Source organism: Tateyamaria sp. ANG-S1 (assembly GCF_000814025.1).
GTDB lineage: Bacteria > Pseudomonadota > Alphaproteobacteria > Rhodobacterales > Rhodobacteraceae > Tateyamaria.
The window spans coordinates 1-15,747 of sequence record NZ_JWLL01000002.1 but is presented as its reverse complement, the minus strand read 5'-3'; the positions used below and the strand labels follow the sequence as shown (position 1 = coordinate 15,747).

The window sequence follows — 15,747 nt, the reverse complement described above, 5'->3', positions numbered from 1 at the left end:
CATCTGACGCATGTTTGGGTTGCTACCGCCACCCCCACCCCCACCGCCACCGCCACCGAAGCTGACAGGAGCGAAGAGATCGTCCGAACGGACATCATCTTTGTCGAACATGTTGTGTTCCTCTAACACTTTTATGGCACTCCGTAAAACGGGCCACCTTTTGCTGTTTGCCGGGCACCTGGCCCGACGGCTCGATCGAGCGGTGGGTCGGTCTATGACCTGCCGCTCGTTTTGCAGCATCTGCTGAGAGTACAGCATTAGCTGCAATTCGGCGCGATGCAGTCACCTGTATCACCATGTGATACCTGGTCGACGCCGCATATACGTGACCTACCAATTCAAAATGGCGCCATCGCGTCGCCCATGTTGGCTTTCAAGGTCAAACACTTTGTCTTTTAGTGCCCAGTATCTCCACACAGTTTGAGGGAAGAAACAGAATTGCGATACGACTTCGCCTGCCGCGCTCCTGCCGTGCGATTGATGAATTCGTTCATGGAGTTGCGTATTCTTCATGTATTCATACCAGCGATTTCTTTTTGTGTCGGAAAGGCTGTCAAGGTTCGTATGCCTTGGATATGTGAACACGGTGTGCAGACGCACACGGCAGGGCCAGCGAGAGGATACCGTCCATTCTGTAGACGCAGCATTTCCATGTGGCCCCCTTTGTGAGAATTGCGCGAAGATTTCGTCGCGGGCCGTTGCGTCGACTTCATAGTAGATTGTCTCTTCTGTCTCGATGATGGGAAGAGTCGCGCTGAATAAGTGAATGGCGATCATAGAAAGAAACAGGAGTGTTAACGCCGAAACTACTTTGAAAACCATTTGCTGCTTCGCTCTCTGATCGCGAAGTGCCCCAAACCTTGGGGCACCTCATTGTTTAGAAGGGCTCGCCGACCGTTTGGTTCATATTGAACGTATTGGCAGGATCGCTGGGGTTGCCAAACCCGATAGATGAGCCGGTGGCACCAATCCCTGTTGTCGCACCCAATCCACCAGTCATGGCACCCCACGAGTGTGTGTCAGTGATGGACGTTCTATTTTCGTTGCGCCGAGCAGCGGCTTCATTTTGTGCGGCCCGGCCAGCGCTGTTGCCGCCCCCACTGTCACTATCTCCACCCCCACCGAAGCTGACGCGACCAAAGAGGTCATCTGACCGAATACTGCGTTTGTCGAACATGTCGTGTTCCTCTAACACGTCGATGGTTTTCTATGTTATCAACCATCTGTTGCTGTTTGCCGGATACCTCATCCGGCGGCTCAATTGAGCGGTGGGTTGGTCTATGACCCGCCGCTCATCATGCGGTGAATGCTGCGGGTACAGCATGTGCCGCAATTCGGTATGGAAAACGGCACCCGCGAATGAATATCTGCTTGGGGTGTCGGTGATATGGACAAATACCCGCGCTGGCAGGCAGCCTGGATTGAGCGGACAACGGGTTCATGCAAGCGCCCCCCCACTCTTTCTGCTTTGCCGCAGGTTGATACCCGTCCAGCGATTGATCCGACGCACTGATCCATCGGGATTGCGGCGCAGGCTTGTGGCGACCTGATCCGGGAATATCACATGCGTCATTTCATGGAGCACCTCGCGTATGTTCCCGTACGGCGTAACCCAGTCGTTGAAAAACAGCCGGTCGCCGCAATTCCACTCCTCCTGACGCAAAGCACGCCCTGTTCGGTGCACTTCTCGCTCGACATCCTTGTTCAACCACGCCCACGTAACGAACGCCGTCGGCACGTAGTCCTTGGTGATGTAAAATCGGATCTGGCCGGCCCAGAGAGCGGGCAGGATTTCAGTGTGTAGGTAGTCGGCCACCTCATACCTGCGGTGATATTCGGACTGCGCGAGCAGTTCGACGGCATAGCCTGTGCATGCGTAATCATCCAAGTTCTTCATGCGGGCTGTGTCCGACAAACTGTGTGTCCGCTGGGTGCTTCAACCTTGGCTTCGCTTGGTAGCCGCGCGCACAACTGCTGATGCAGGATCGTATGATCACCAAATGGGGCAACTTGATGCGTGATACGTACAACGTCCCGTTCGTCTTGAACCCAAGTCGCATAACCAAGCGGTCTTCTGTCATCAGACAACGCGATCACGGCCGTTTTCTGGCGCATATGGCGGAGAAGTACCGCGTAGCATTCATCAATGGTTTCCTTAGGTGGGCTTGGCCGACCACAGATATCCAGCATCACCATTATGCCGAGCGATCTGTACGCATCCAGCTGAGGACAGTTTCGATCCGCATCCGGTACAACTGGGAAGTGGTTGTTCTCAGGGTTCAATTCTTGGTCCCCGGTAAAGTCTCAAGCAAGTCGGAAAGCAAAACCCGCCCCTGAATGGCGTTCCAAAGCCTATCGTTCTGACAAATGGCGAAAATCCGCGCAGCACAATACCGCGCCAACGGGTAGTTCCAGCGGTAACGGTACGGCGCTGCGGGATTTGTCAGGGCAAGAGACAGGCTTTGGGCATCACCACCAAGGTAGATTGCGTCATCAGAGATGTGCGCTGACCGGATGCCGGACGCAGATGGATGCCCAAGCATGCCAACATATTCAAGCAAAACGCGTTCGCTCACAAAAGCAGCGATCTCACGCTGCACTGGGTTCACGAATACATCAGCATTAATGGAGTATTGAACTGCATGCCCGAACTCGTGGGCCATGGCCAAAACGTCCAGACAGTTTCCCGCGAAGCAGATCGAGACCAGCGGCGCCGTGCCCTTGTCGCGCGCCAGGGTAAAGGGCTTGGACACGCCTGTTTCGGGCGATGCAACCAGCAGTTCAGCGGTGCGAGAGACATCAAGAATGACCTCTGCCGCGTGCGGGAATTTCCAAGCCAACGCCCGGGCAGACAGTTTCCATGCGTCTGACGCTCTCAAACCACTAGGCTCATGGGCTGGCTGGCGCGGCTGAGTGCTCACGTTCGGTCTGTGGTGTGAAATCTCCTTAAGGACATCTTCGACACGTTCAGCAGACAACCTGTGAAGCGCCAGCCAGTCACAGATGGTGTACTCATAGCTTTTGGGAATGCTTTTATTCCCGATGACATTGTTGCGCCCAACCCGTCTTGGCAGCGTTTTCTCATGTACTGGATTGGGCTGCCCAAGCCGCGGTTCGGCCAACGCTTCAGCCTCGCTTTCCACCTGTCATCTCTCCTCAAACGGTTTGCAGTCTCGGCGCTGATCCGCGTCTGATGAGCGACTTCGCTCTTATTCAGAAGTACACGCATAGCTAGAGATTATCTAACCTCCAAATTCTTGGTATGCAGCGAAACGTTGCGAAGCGTTGTGAAAAGTTTTGGTCAAGTATATGATAAAAAACGGAAAGTTTTTCATCCCTCCACCTGGGGATAGCAGCGACCTGAAGACCCTGTTCAAAAGATTGGTTGCTGCAGGTGCCGGTCGCCCTGTTGACAAAAATGGTTGTCCAAGCGGTCCGTGGACACCGGAACTTCTCACCCAGGCAATCTCGCAGATGGAGGCGAATCGTGCCGACATAGAACTGCGAACTGTGCAGCTATGGTTTCAGGACAACAAAAGAGGCGTCAGCCCGAAAAATATCCGATGGCTTGCCCGTATCTTTGGCTGCGATGACCCACAAGCAACAAGCGATTGGCAGGCAGAATTGAGTGCAGCTCAAGATCGGTTAAGAGCCAAACGGCAGCTGCAATCGGCGATGAAAAAACACAAGGAGCACCCATCGCCGGATTTGGTGTCACGGGACACAAGCAAGCCTATCCCTGATCAGGGTGTTAGATATGTCGATCCCGACTTGAATGCTCCGGGAAGTACACTCGCCCGGATATCCGAAGGGTTGCTGTGCCCAAAGTCAGCGCTCAGCCTGCCCATCGTTGTTTTCATTGGCGCTGTGCTTCTTGGGCTGCTGTCCTACACAGCCAGTATTCACGATGTTGTATATCAATCAGAGGTCGCTGGTGCGAAGCAGGTCGGCTTCCTATGGGCTCCTAACTGGACCTTCAATTTTCTGATCGCCATTCCTCTGTACCTCGTATTCTTGACGGAGCTCTTGGCATTCTGGAAGAAAAGGGGCCGTGCTGCCCTTCTCAATGAAAAAACAGAAACGGTTGTCGCGGCGGGTTGGTCCCGAAAAATTGACGATGCGTCCTTGGTTTTTGGGTTGGTTTTTATGGGCTGCGTTCCGATCATTGGTGGGTATCAGTGGGTCACGACGCGGCTGATGCCGTTGATCAACAAAGATCCAAGGACCTTGCCGATTGATTGGGGCAGGATCGCAATTGTATCACCTGAAATTGCGTCGGTTCCCGAGACGATCGTGTTCACAGGCCTGGTGTGGCTTTACATGGGGTGCTGCACCTATCTCTATTTCATGGGACTTGTTGTTATATACCTCATAACACAGGACTTTTTTGAGATTTCGAATTCCGCGAAAAACCGACACATTCCAGAGGCGGGTGACCGCGCGCGCAAGATCGGTGAGACGGTGATGTTTGGCGTATTCAGATGCGCCGTCGTTGGTTTGATTATGTGCATCATCATGAAGCTGCAGTCCGTGTATCTGGTGTCGGACAGCGAAAACATACTTCGTTGGTTTGCCAGTGACCTCTCAATCGTCTTGGGTCGCGGCGAACCTTCAAGCGGTGGTTTTGATTACAGCGCGCCCGTGTTGTTCACGAGCTTTGTTGCAACCCTTGTCACAGTCTCGATCTCTTTGAACGGTTATCTCAAAGTTCGTCGAGGTGTTGCACAGCTTCAGAGTTCGGGCCGCGCGCATTTGGATACGACAGGGCGGCCGCAAAGAGCAGCCAGCATACAAAAATCCACGTGGAAACTGCTGTTGGTTGTGGGGCTTCTGACACTCAGCTTTTTGTTCATCGGGCTCGTACCGGGGTTTTCTGTATTGCTCATACTGTCCGTGTCGCTCGCCATCTACGGCCTGTGCGACCCCAGTTTCGGGCGGCGCGACACATCGACCGAGAAAGAACAACATGTTTTCTAAGTGGCTGGACGAATGGGATGAAAAGCACGCATGCGAAGCTGACCAAGACAAGACGTTGATGAGCTTTGACATTGGAGCAGCGCTCTGCTTCCCAGACGTGCAAGACGAAAGCTTTTCAGGCTTTTGCCAATTGGCCAAAAGTGCCCGTGCTGATCCGGGCTTTTATGATCTTCCCGCGACATACAAGCCGGAGGTTCAGCGGAACGGCAGTTGGATTACATTCCAGTCAGCGATACGTACTGAAGTGCCTGAAAACAATGTTGTCACCGTCAAGGTCACACCAAGCCGATCCGGCAAACGTGCACTTGTGGTCTTCCACCATTGGCGGGCCGAGGACCGCAATGCCAAGCTCGCCAGTTTGTTTTCGCGCCTTGGGTTTGATGTCTTTGAAATCGCCATGCCCTATCATCTGTAACGCAGCGTTCCAGACGTTGTCGGTTCAGAGCACTTCGTTAGTCCCAACCTTGGGCGCACAATCCGATCCATAAACAGGCAGTTTTGGAGAGGAGGACTTTGATCCGATGGTTGAACAAAAACGGTTATCAAGGCGTGTCTGTCATGGGCGTAAGTCTAGGATCGTGGGTCGCTGGCCTGGTTACAGCGCACGACGCTGCCGTAACGCGCGCAGCCTTTCTGCTATGCCGTGGAAACGCCGCTGATGCAGTTTGGAACGGCCGCTCAACTCGATTGGTGCGCGAAAGCATTGAAACCGAAATAAACCTCGAAAATCTCCGAAAGGCTTGGGCGCCGATAAACCTGGAAAACTATGCAAACAAGCTGGCAAGGCCGAATCTCCAGCTTCTCTGCATTCTGGGCCGGAGGGATAACGTGATCTTGCCCGAGAATTCAGAGAGTTACATCAGAAGTATTTAAAATGTTGGCGCAAGATTGAAAACGGCCCGGTTCAACTGTGGCCACGCGTCTCTGACGCTGCCCCCTTCAATCTGATGACTGGCTAATCGTCATGCGGCAAGGCGAGATTGTCGAGTGCGGAGACGTAGAGGCCTTCTTTGAAGCGCCCGAAACGGACTATGCCCGTCAGCCACTCCGCGCTGTTCCGACCGTCTGATCGCGACGGCGGTTGTTCTCAGACAGCCGAACAAAAGCGTTCGGTGCGAACACATCCTGTCCCTGCGCTGCCGGCCTCGATGGGGTCGATGTACAGGTCAAGCTAGCCGACACGTTCCGCGCTTGCAGAAACCTCACACTCGACATCGATCAAATGGTGAGAAACGCTATACAAAGCGGGAACGCGCCGATCCCTGGCTGGCAGACCTGCTGCAGAGAAAGCCTGCGCGCCTTGCTGCGGTTGCCATGGCGAACAAGACGGCGCGGATCATGTGGGCAGTGTTAACCAGGAACGAACCTTATAGGCCGCACGCAGCCTGAGCCGGAAAGGAAAGACGAGATAGCAAGACCAAAGATGTGATGGTGTGCACTTCAGCCGCAACGATCAGGACACTCCGCCGAATGTCCCGGGCGTCACTGTCCGCAAAGCAGTTAGGAACCTAATCTGCGGATCCCATCAGGGCCAGCGGTCGAGACCGCGCAAACAGGCCGGACACAAGACCGCTTCTGAAAACGTACGCACAATCTCATTTAACCCTTGCTATGCGGGCGCCATCCACACAGGTCTTTCGCTGCAACTGCGCCAATGGCGGCTTTCAAGACCTAGACAATTGGGTCGCGATAGCTAAGCAGTCTCTTTATCAAGTCGAATAAAAGCCGAACGTTCCGCTGAAGCGAGGCATGCAACATGACATCCGAAACCGTCATCAAAACTATTGCCGATGCGCTGCACAATCACCCTAAGATTCGCGGCTTGTTCCTCAGCGGTAGCTTCGGCAATGGGCGGGCAGACGCCTACAGCGACATCGATTTCGTACTGGTGTCGAACGATGGGCCAACGGACGAGATTGCTGGCGCTTGGAAAGCTGCTGTCGAACGCACCGGCGAGATTGTAAAGTGGTGGGATAGAGGCGTCCGTCCCGCACTGATCAATGCCATCACTGCAGACTGGACGCGTACGGATGTTATCATCCTGAAACCCGAGCAGTTCGCAGCCCACAGCCAAGCAAGCCTTAGACGGCTGTTTGACCACGATGGGCTTTACGATCAGTTGCCAACGGAGCGGCCCCCGAGGCAGGCAACACCTGAGCGCCTTCTTCGCGAGTTTGAGGAGTTCATTCGCATACTTGGGCTTTTGCATCTCGCGGCAGGTCGGGAAGAGTACATTAACGGTGTCGTAGGCATCTTTCATTTGCGCTCGAAACTGATCGATCTCTTGGTAGAGGAAACTGGCGCGCCAGATCGAGGCGGAGCCCTTCATCTGAACCGTTTGCTGACAGATGAGCAGAAGGAGCTAGTCGCGGCCATGCCAGCGCCCATAGTCGATCGCAAAGCGATGATCGAAACGCACCTGGCCTACGCGAAGGCGTACCTTCCGCGAGCGAGGCAGCTTGCCAAAAGCAGAGGCGTAACATGGCCCGAACGGTTCGAAGAGGTGACTTGGGACAAGCTAAATCAGTCTCTCGGGTTGGTGCGACCCTATTAGATGGTGCATTAATTCGATCAGACTCCGACATTCATGCACTGCGCAGCATCAGTCAAAGTGGGCTTAAAACAGACCTCGGGGCGCGCGCAGCATTAACAATCGTGAGCCGTAATGGCTCTTCGTGGACGGCCCTAAGCTGCCATTCATCTGACATCTCGTTCGCCGCAGTGCCGCGTTTCAAAGCAGAAATTGTGAGCGGCAGGCCGCGAAGGGCGGCTGTAAGCCCCATCTCTATAGTTGGTGCAGGCCGACAAACGACCGCTATAGCTATTTTGCGATTCTGAATATGACTAAGAAACTTCTACGCGTTGCACAAACCAATGCCCGGCATGCAAAGATGGACCAAGAAAATATGAACGGTGTTTGCGCTTTCCTTTGGTGATAGTTGCACTTTGCCTAAGGCGTTTTTCTTCAGGCGTCAGTGGTCTTTGAGCGGACAAGACGGTTGCGCCCCTGGCGGTGTGCAGGGGCGCGAATTGATGTCAGGAAAGGGTGATCTCCAGATAGTCCACCGCGCCGGTGCCTGACGGTGGGAAGTAGAGTAATACGCCTCCGAGACGGTCGGTGAACGGGAAGCCGTAAGCCTCGGTCAGCGGCTGGTTTGCAGCGGCATATGTGTTGTAAAAATCGTCGTTCGATTGCGCGCCGCTGAACTGAACGGACGTGTGTGCCACTGCCGTGCTGAACCATTCGCTGGAGGTCAACTGACCCATTGTTTTGCCGGTCTGGCCGGGCACAGGGGTCGAACTGCCCGGGAAGCCCCAGTTCATCCCGGCGACCAGGTCCCCGACGATCCAGCCGTAAATGTCGTTGGCAAACGGCACGGATGGGCCGCCGTTCACGCTGTAGCTTGGGTTGGCGCCATAGACGCCAGTCACCGCGTTCATCTCGGAATACGGGATCGTGATGGTCGTTTGCGTGGTTGAGTTGATGGTCCCAGACAGGGTGACCACACTAGTCTTGCTATCGAAACTGGCTGTTAAATCATAGGGCTGGTCGCTCCCGAACGTCCCCGCGATCTTCGTGGTCTGGTTTTCGAGGAAGGCCATGTACTCGGACCAGGTGTGGTAGCCGCTGGCAAGGCCCGGCCCCAGAACCCGCACGGTGTCCTTCGCGCTGTCGGTGACCAGCGCAGCCGCTGGGGCAACCTTCTTGATCGCCGTCATCAGCGTAGACGTATCCTGACTTGTCAATTGATCCGCCAATTTCCCGCCCTTGTAGGTCGCCGCCGTCACGGTAAAGCTGAAAAAGTCGATGTTGCTGATGTCCATGTTGTTGCTTCCGTTCCCGAAAACGTTCAGCTCAACATAGGCATATTGGGTCAGGTAATCCGGGTCTGATTTGTCCCCCGGCTGCGGTTGGTTGCCCGCGGTCGTGCTCAGCGGCGTGTCGCCGAGGTTCAGATAGATACGACCGTTGGTAAAATTGTTGAGCGACACATTCGCCACGCTGCCCAAGGACGGGAAACCCGGCAGGGCACTGGTCAGATCTGCAAGCGAATAGCCCTTGTTCCCGCTCAGTTTGACAGTGCCACCAGCACCGGTCTGCCCCCCGCCGAAATATCCATTCAGGAATTGCACCCAGACCTGATCGTCGGCTTGGCCAGTATTGTTCTTGAAGATGACCGGGATCATCGGGGCGTCGGATGTCTTTGCAGGGACATAGGTGATGGCATCTGTGACGCTTAACGTGGACGCGGGACTGGATCCGCCGGGATAGTTGGTCACGTAAATGTCTTGTGGTCCCGGCTCTCCGTTTGGGCTGGGTGGAACAGTGACGATGTAAAGGCGACTGGCGGTCGACTGGCTCAAGTCGATGCCGCATGTGTTGCTTGCATTCGCAGGCCCGCTGCCCACGGTGACAATCGGATTTGGCCCCTTGAGCGCGTCAATGTGGAAATTCGTCCCATTTATGAACATCCCCTGACCTGCAGGCCATGAGAACCCTTGTTGCACCGGAATTTGATCGAGTTTCGTTGTGCTGTCTGGGGATTCCGATGCGCCTGTGAGCGTCCAGTTTGCAGAGTTCGTCATTGAGAGTCCTTTTGTGCCAATAGGCATGAATTGAATAAGCGGCATTTGAAAATCTGTGGAAAATCCACAACTCAAACGCGACCCACTTCAACCCTAACTAGTGCGGGTAACAAGTCAACGACGGCGCGCATACCAATTCGTACGTATGCCTTTTTCAAGTGTGACCCGGCCAAAACTCAATCAGGGTTCCGATCGTGATTTTGCCACACGCTGCGTTGCGCGCGGCGGCTACAAAAAGTCCGTTTCACGCAGGCTCATCCAACGCCAACAAAGATCTGGGGGTATAGATTGCCAATTCATCATGTGAAACTTTGGAGGCTTTCATGTCAAACACGTCGTCTTCCGTGATACCGGCGGGCCGTGTCGCCTGGTATGTGACCGAGCGATTTTATGTCGATGCAAAGGGCGCATCTTTTGACGAGGGGTACTTTCCCGACATCAAAGGCCTGGACTTGCCAATGCTTTCAGGTTCCGGACCAGCCGCGGAAAAGACCGCGCATTTTACCTTTTCTGCTGATCCGTTTCCCGAGACAACGCGGACCAATGGCGATGTCTCGCTTAGTATCAGCCCGCCGGGGCGATGGCACCTCTACTACAATCTAATCCCCTGCGGCGACTTCGATGCCCCGGGAACCTTCGCCAAAGGTCAGCGCATCGCGACATTCGCGCGCGACGGCACAAGTGCGGCATGAGCATCGGCGCGTTTTAAGTCAGCGTGTTGTCCTTTGAATTGATCAAGAGCGAAGATTTCAGCTTTGAGGAGCGGGTGCACAATATCGCGTGCGTCATACCGAATGGTGTTATGCAGGTAGGGTATGGAAGCAACATGACTCAAACGGCTCTGACCAAATATCCCACGATCAAATGTTTCGTGGGCACGGCAACGGCGATTGGCTAGGAGGGCCGTGATCAGAATCCGCATGGACCGGAAGAGCTGCTCCATTGTGTCCGATTAAGACATTACGCGGCACAACTCCCGGCACTCGACGCAGCCATACTTGCTAGAAACAGTTTTGACGCGCCAACGGCCCCAAGCGGCCGTTCACCCAGATGGAGTTTGCGGCGTCGTAGCTTTCTGAAAACAGACCTCGGGCGCGTGTGCCAGAAAAAGGCAGCTTGAAACCTAACCTCCCAATGCCGCGCCCAGGACTAACATCCGCTCATTGGTGGAGGCACTTGTAGTATTGCTGGAAACCGCCCAACTGCCTTCGGCAGTATGCGGCTTTGAATGCGCGTGATCTTCATCGGGACCTGCATGTTTCATGTGGTCGTAGCATCCGACCCTTCGCGAGGTCGCGTTTCATCATGCAGTATGCAACGGCAAGAGACGGCTTCAATACGGATGGTGAGATAGAGAAGCCGTCAAATGGTAATTTTTACGCCCAGAAATTCCCTTATTGGTTGAGTTTTATTGGAGGCGTCCAACACCGTACATATGGGAAATTTTAGATGATGAAACCTGATTTCGACCTTCTGGCCAAACACCGGATGCCGCCGGTACAACACGGTAACATGCCAAAACCAACCAGCACACCTAACCCCGATAGTGAATTGCTGTCGGGATTCAACGGCTACTACATTCTTGATAGCGAGGGTGCGTTCTTTACAATCGATACCACGATTTCAGTTGAGTATGACGCGACCAGCGACAAATTCACACCGACCTTTTCTGTCCAGACCATTCTGTGCGTTGACGGCAAAAACCCGATCACCTTCAACTTTTCCGAAAGCACGACCGCCACGTTCAAGCAATCCGGTGATAACTATGTTCTGACCTATACCACAACCGGTTCCCAGGCGACGACCGTTACGCTGACTTTCACGCGGTCGGGGGTCACCAATGGCCAGACAGCAACAGTGGCAGGAACCCTCTCGCCTGCGGTCGCCAGCGTATCCAGTGTCAACGGCTATACCTACAACAATCCGATATTGCCCGCGAGGTATGCAGGGAAATATTACGTTCAGGGCGAAGCGCCGGTCAACGCAATGACAATCGGTTCGGATTTTGCGTTGCACTATTCCGCTTACGGCGTGGCGCCACCACCCACCGGACTCGAGCCGGTCAAAAGCTACACCTACAACATGAACATGTATTACTTCGCATTTGAAGACAGCAAGGGCAACAAATCAAGCCTGATCATGGGCACATCAGCCGCCGCAGGTATGGTCAGCAACAACATCACGAACATCGATGGGAATTCGATACCGCGCACGTTCACCTCCATCCAATTGAACAATCAGGATGTGCCGGACCCGCTGGCGTTGGATTTGAACGAAAACAATGCCGAGGATTTGGCCGGCATGGCGGGGTACTTTGCATTGACCTCGTCCAGCAGCGGGGCCACCCCCGGTGCCTTCCTGTCGGTTGAAGGTATCTATGCCAGCAGGTATACCCCCGCCTATCCCACCCCCAAGGTCACAACCAAATACAAGGTCACTGTCGGGCTTTGTTTTGACGGGGTGCACAGCACGGTCCGCCTGTATGACACCGCCTGCACGTACGATACGTCAACCACCACGTTGACGATCCCGGATGCGACCCATGAAGGTGTGCATGGCAGTTGGAGCATCGTCTTTGCGCCGGGATACGCGCCTGGTCCGGCGGCATACCCGCACTACGGCACGCTGTGCACAGCGACAGTAACGTTCAACCCGGCTGATAAGTCAGCGTCGTCCAGTTGGACCGGCGCCAGCCCCTTGGCTCCAGTACCGCTGTCGGCGTTCAGTGGAGCTAATATGACAACCAAGTCACCCGCGGACTCCGACAATCAGACGGAAGAGATCATTTCAGAAATTCTGGCGTACAACAACGAATGGCTGGAAATCGTATCAGACTATTCAATCCTTTATACACCTCCGACGGAATGCGCGGCCTGGGATCTATCTGATCAACAGCAAAGCTGGCTGGAAATCCTGTATGTCCCGCTGATGTACATCGTCGCTTACCAGGTCAAGCCGGAGACGTATCCGATCGCAGACCCAAACCTGATGTCGTGCATGCTGTCGCTTGGAACAAACGGTGCGCATGGCATCGCAAGCATCAACACACGTTATGTGCAAGTCGCACCGAACATGCCTCCTGTTCCGCTGCTGCCTACAGCGGTGGTCGCAGTGCCTTGTCCGGCCGCGCCTTTGCCCGCGACCTGAGCGAGCTTGTACGTGACCAGCGCCGGGCGTGGAAATGCGCCCGGCATGATGTCACCTGGTCGACAAACGAGCAGCCCATGACGCCTGCATCGTCGGACAGTGTGACAGAAGCTATCCACCTTTAACGCGCCGATGGATAGGCGGCGGCGGTCGTCGCGGGGCGGCGCCAGGACTGCGGGCGCGAGCAGCCGGGCCGGGCGGCAGAGCGCTTCGTCGACCTCAAGGACGGGCCTGGCGCTCTCCCAGTGGCGCCGGACTTGGCCAAGATCGACACCTGCGCACCAGGACATGGCAGCGGCACCGAGAGGCGTCCAACCAGCCGCTTCACACAGGCCACGCCATCAATCTGCCGAAATGTCGCCAAGGCTGCGCAGGATTGACAGATCGCTCTCGTCGATTGCCGCCCGGTCTCCGGCGCTGCGCGCTCCTAGACCTGCTGCGACGCGTGCAGACCGACACAGATCTCAGGCAAGCTCGGCGCGTCGTTTTGGTTGGTCGGGTCCGGGTCAGCCGTCATCGGCGAAGACATCGCCGGAGCCCGCCGCGACGGCGCCACCGCAGGAAATCCCGTCGCCGCCTCAAGCGAGGGTGCGTCCGTTCACGTAAACGGTCGGCGAGCCCGCGGAGACGCTCCGCCCATGCGGCTTGCACCGACGGCAGCCATGCGGTGCGACCTCGTCGCCTTGTCGAATTACTGGGATGCCGTTGATGTCAACGTTGGCGCTGCCACCGATGGCCGCAGACTGCGCGGCCGTGGCCGGAGCAGGTATCACCTAAGCGCGAGGCTGAAGGCATATGAGAAATCCTAAGTTCGTGAAGCATTGGGAGTCCTTTAGGACGGACCGTATTCGCGAATATACGAAGCGGGAAGTGGCCCGGCCCATCCACCAACCGAACCCGCCCATGCGTTGTCCAAGAAGTGTTCGGCTGACTCATTAAGTTGAGGAAAGATGTCTTGCCAGTAAGGGTAGCTTTGTTCTGGGAAGTGCTTTAAGTATTCGCGTCTTGTCCTGAATAAGTACCCTGTAAAAGGTGGCAAATAGTGTAGAAAGCGATTGCTTGAAAAGCGATGCTGATCGCCGTCCTTTCTAAATGGGCATCGGCTGTAAAAGTTGTTGTACCAGTGTTCGATACGCCAACGGCAGTTGTAGCGGCCTGCCGTATGCCCGGGCATGCTCAAATTCGCTTCCGCTGATCCCATGTTGACGGCTGACAGACCATCTTGTTCGTCCGTCGGAAAAGAAAACTCCATAGAAATCATTTGGAAAAGAACGAAAGACGAGGAAACGACCTCGACCTCAGTCTGGGCTCCATCAAGGTCAGCCAGCGAGAATGGTGTTCGCGTATACCTCGTCATGAACTGCTTCTCCTGAGATAGGTTGAAGCACTGCGCCCATATGTTTGATTGAGCATGTTGATCAAGAAAGGGCAGCGCCAATTGTGCCTCAAGCAAAGCCTGTTGTTGCGTTTCCTCAAAATCATTTCTGATTTCATCCGAGATCATGTCTTGAACGTCCCGTGTATTACGCGGGATGTTCACTAAGCCGCGGGGGCCGAATGGTAAACCCAAGCCTCTTCCCGTCAAAACGCAATAGGCAGTGGTAAGGCTATCTAAACCATGCAGCAGAAAATGTAGCTCACAATCATCCAAGGAGTTGCCGCCACCCAAGAACTGGATATGCCAGTTGTTCGAAGGTGTCTCCCTTTGCCCAATCCATTTATGGACGTTTGCGAGATCATTGCCATAGGGGAACTGGTTGCTCATCTTAGATATCGACCTTGCAGATGTGACCGCCTGTGCGGTCAAACTCATAAAACGGATGGAAAGAACGATCCTTCGTAGCTCCGACCAACTGACAGCCAGCTGTTTCACGGCAAAGCTTGAACGTCGCAACAGCATCTTCCGTGCTGCACGGTCGTGCATCGCAGGTACGTTGAAATGTGTCTCCGGCCGAGTTAACCGCGAGCAAGCCGAGCGCGACTGGGTCCTTCATAGACACACCGGAAAGTGTTTGCTCTGTTATTGGGAAAGTGTTTTCGACCGTCGGCGGAATAAGATCAGAGCCATAGGCAAGAGCATATGAGTTTTCGACTGTTTCCTCGACTGTAGCCTCACACGATACGTCTAGATTGACCGCTTCAGCCCTGCATGACTGAAGCAAAAGCACAGCTAGTAGAGGCATCAGTATATTGGGAAGCCTCATATCAGTTCAGGTCTATTCTTGGTGCGCGTGCTTGGATGCCAGCTTGAGATGTGCTCTTTATCTCGCCATTTGCGCTGACAGTGACATTTCCGGATGCGACGGTACTTAAATTCGAGCCATCAAATATGATCCGACCATCACTGGTCAATACGATGCGGGCATTGCCGCAGGCTAAGACCAAATCCCGGGTCGCACGAATTGTTACGGAGTCACCACTTGAGATCGATGTTGACTGACCTGATGCAAGGTGGATGTTCGTCGCTGCGCTTAATTCACAGCCGTCGTTTGTATTCAAATCGAACCTCTTATCCGTATAAAGATCGATGTCGCCTTTGGCTTCAAATGTCATTGTACCCTGACTTGCAATGTTAAGCGCACCGCCTGCACCTGCTCCCATACCCGGTCGCATCATGCGCTTAAACGGTGAGAACACATCGTCCCGCCCAGTCTTGTGTGCATGATCACCCAATCGCCCCGCATCGATCAGCGTCTTGTTGTGGCCGCGAGTGCCGACGTTTAGGGTGTAGTTCCCCATCACATGTGTTTCGGAAGAGCCTCCGACTTGCTGCCGAGCAGAACCATTTGTGGCTGCAATCGTATCACCAAATGTCTTCTGAATACTGTCTCTGCGAATAATCGAAGCGTCGTCGCGATTGATGATTGTGTGTCGATCTCTTTGAGCATGCGTGTAGATCTCCTCTTTGCCGAGCTCATCCTCAAATCGGAGTTCGTTAAAGCCGCGATACCCTCCCTTGTGGGTGTTTGTCCTGAAGGTTGATCGCGTCTTATTCGCGGGCAGGTCATAGGGCACCTTCTGGCGCTGGTTCGGGAC

General features: G+C 54.6%; 11 protein-coding genes and 2 pseudogenes. 6 read left to right on the top strand and 7 right to left on the bottom strand.

Translation table 11 applies throughout. The features are described from left to right. Positions 1–877: 877 nt before the first annotated feature. The 3 genes from RA29_RS01795 to RA29_RS01785 form a co-directional block, all read right to left on the bottom strand. Positions 878–1,177, bottom strand: coding sequence for a hypothetical protein (locus tag RA29_RS01795; RefSeq protein ID WP_039682433.1), 300 nt, complete (start codon positions 1,175–1,177; stop codon positions 878–880). Between the two features lie 261 nt (positions 1,178–1,438). Then, positions 1,439–1,897, bottom strand: coding sequence for a toxin-activating lysine-acyltransferase (locus RA29_RS01790; protein WP_039682431.1), 459 nt, complete (start codon positions 1,895–1,897; stop codon positions 1,439–1,441). 382 nt (positions 1,898–2,279) lie between these two features. Continuing rightward, a complete protein-coding gene (locus RA29_RS01785; protein WP_152612894.1) occupies positions 2,280–3,122 on the bottom strand; it encodes a hypothetical protein in 843 nt (280 codons plus the stop codon). A 187-nt stretch (positions 3,123–3,309) separates the two neighbouring features. Between RA29_RS01785 and RA29_RS01780 the strand changes: the two genes are divergently transcribed. The 4 genes and pseudogenes from RA29_RS01780 (at position 3,310) to RA29_RS01770 (ending at position 7,531) form a co-directional block, all read left to right on the top strand. Then, positions 3,310–4,977 carry a hypothetical protein gene (locus tag RA29_RS01780; protein WP_039682427.1) on the top strand — a complete coding sequence of 556 codons (1,668 nt, stop codon included), beginning with the start codon at positions 3,310–3,312 and terminating at the stop codon, positions 4,975–4,977. After that, complete coding sequence (locus RA29_RS22260) at positions 4,967–5,392, top strand: hypothetical protein (protein ID WP_082029400.1); 426 nt, start codon at positions 4,967–4,969, stop codon at positions 5,390–5,392. The genes RA29_RS01780 and RA29_RS22260 overlap by 11 nt, the downstream gene beginning before the upstream one ends. A gap of 845 nt (positions 5,393–6,237) precedes the next feature. Continuing rightward, positions 6,238–6,366 (top strand): annotated as a pseudogene (locus RA29_RS23375) (IS110 family transposase); the annotation flags it as partial. 367 nt (positions 6,367–6,733) lie between these two features. Beyond that, the gene (locus RA29_RS01770; protein ID WP_039682425.1) at positions 6,734–7,531 is read left to right on the top strand and encodes a nucleotidyltransferase domain-containing protein; all 798 of its coding nucleotides are present in this window, start codon (positions 6,734–6,736) and stop codon (positions 7,529–7,531) included. Positions 7,532–8,013: 482 nt separating this feature from the next. On the opposite strand, the gene RA29_RS01765 is transcribed toward RA29_RS01770, so the two are convergent. Beyond that, complete coding sequence (locus RA29_RS01765; protein WP_152612893.1) at positions 8,014–9,564, bottom strand: hypothetical protein; 1,551 nt, start codon at positions 9,562–9,564, stop codon at positions 8,014–8,016. Positions 9,565–9,887: 323 nt separating this feature from the next. Between RA29_RS01765 and RA29_RS01760 the strand changes: the two genes are divergently transcribed. Next, a complete protein-coding gene (locus tag RA29_RS01760) occupies positions 9,888–10,256 on the top strand; it encodes a hypothetical protein (RefSeq protein WP_039682421.1) in 369 nt (122 codons plus the stop codon). Positions 10,257–11,013: 757 nt separating this feature from the next. Next, positions 11,014–12,711: a hypothetical protein gene (locus tag RA29_RS01750; protein WP_039682418.1), complete on the top strand. Its 1,698-nt coding sequence runs from the start codon at positions 11,014–11,016 to the stop codon at positions 12,709–12,711. Between the two features lie 578 nt (positions 12,712–13,289). Here RA29_RS01750 and RA29_RS22250 read toward each other — a convergent pair. From RA29_RS22250 to RA29_RS23110, 3 genes and pseudogenes are all read right to left on the bottom strand, one after another. Beyond that, the gene (locus RA29_RS22250; RefSeq protein WP_082029398.1) at positions 13,290–13,484 is read right to left on the bottom strand and encodes a PAAR domain-containing protein; all 195 of its coding nucleotides are present in this window, start codon (positions 13,482–13,484) and stop codon (positions 13,290–13,292) included. Between the two features lie 59 nt (positions 13,485–13,543). Then, positions 13,544–14,476, bottom strand: coding sequence for a hypothetical protein (locus tag RA29_RS01740; protein ID WP_193743440.1), 933 nt, complete (start codon positions 14,474–14,476; stop codon positions 13,544–13,546). A 440-nt stretch (positions 14,477–14,916) separates the two neighbouring features. Continuing rightward, a pseudogene (locus RA29_RS23110) lies at positions 14,917–15,747 on the bottom strand (type VI secretion system tip protein VgrG); the annotation flags it as partial.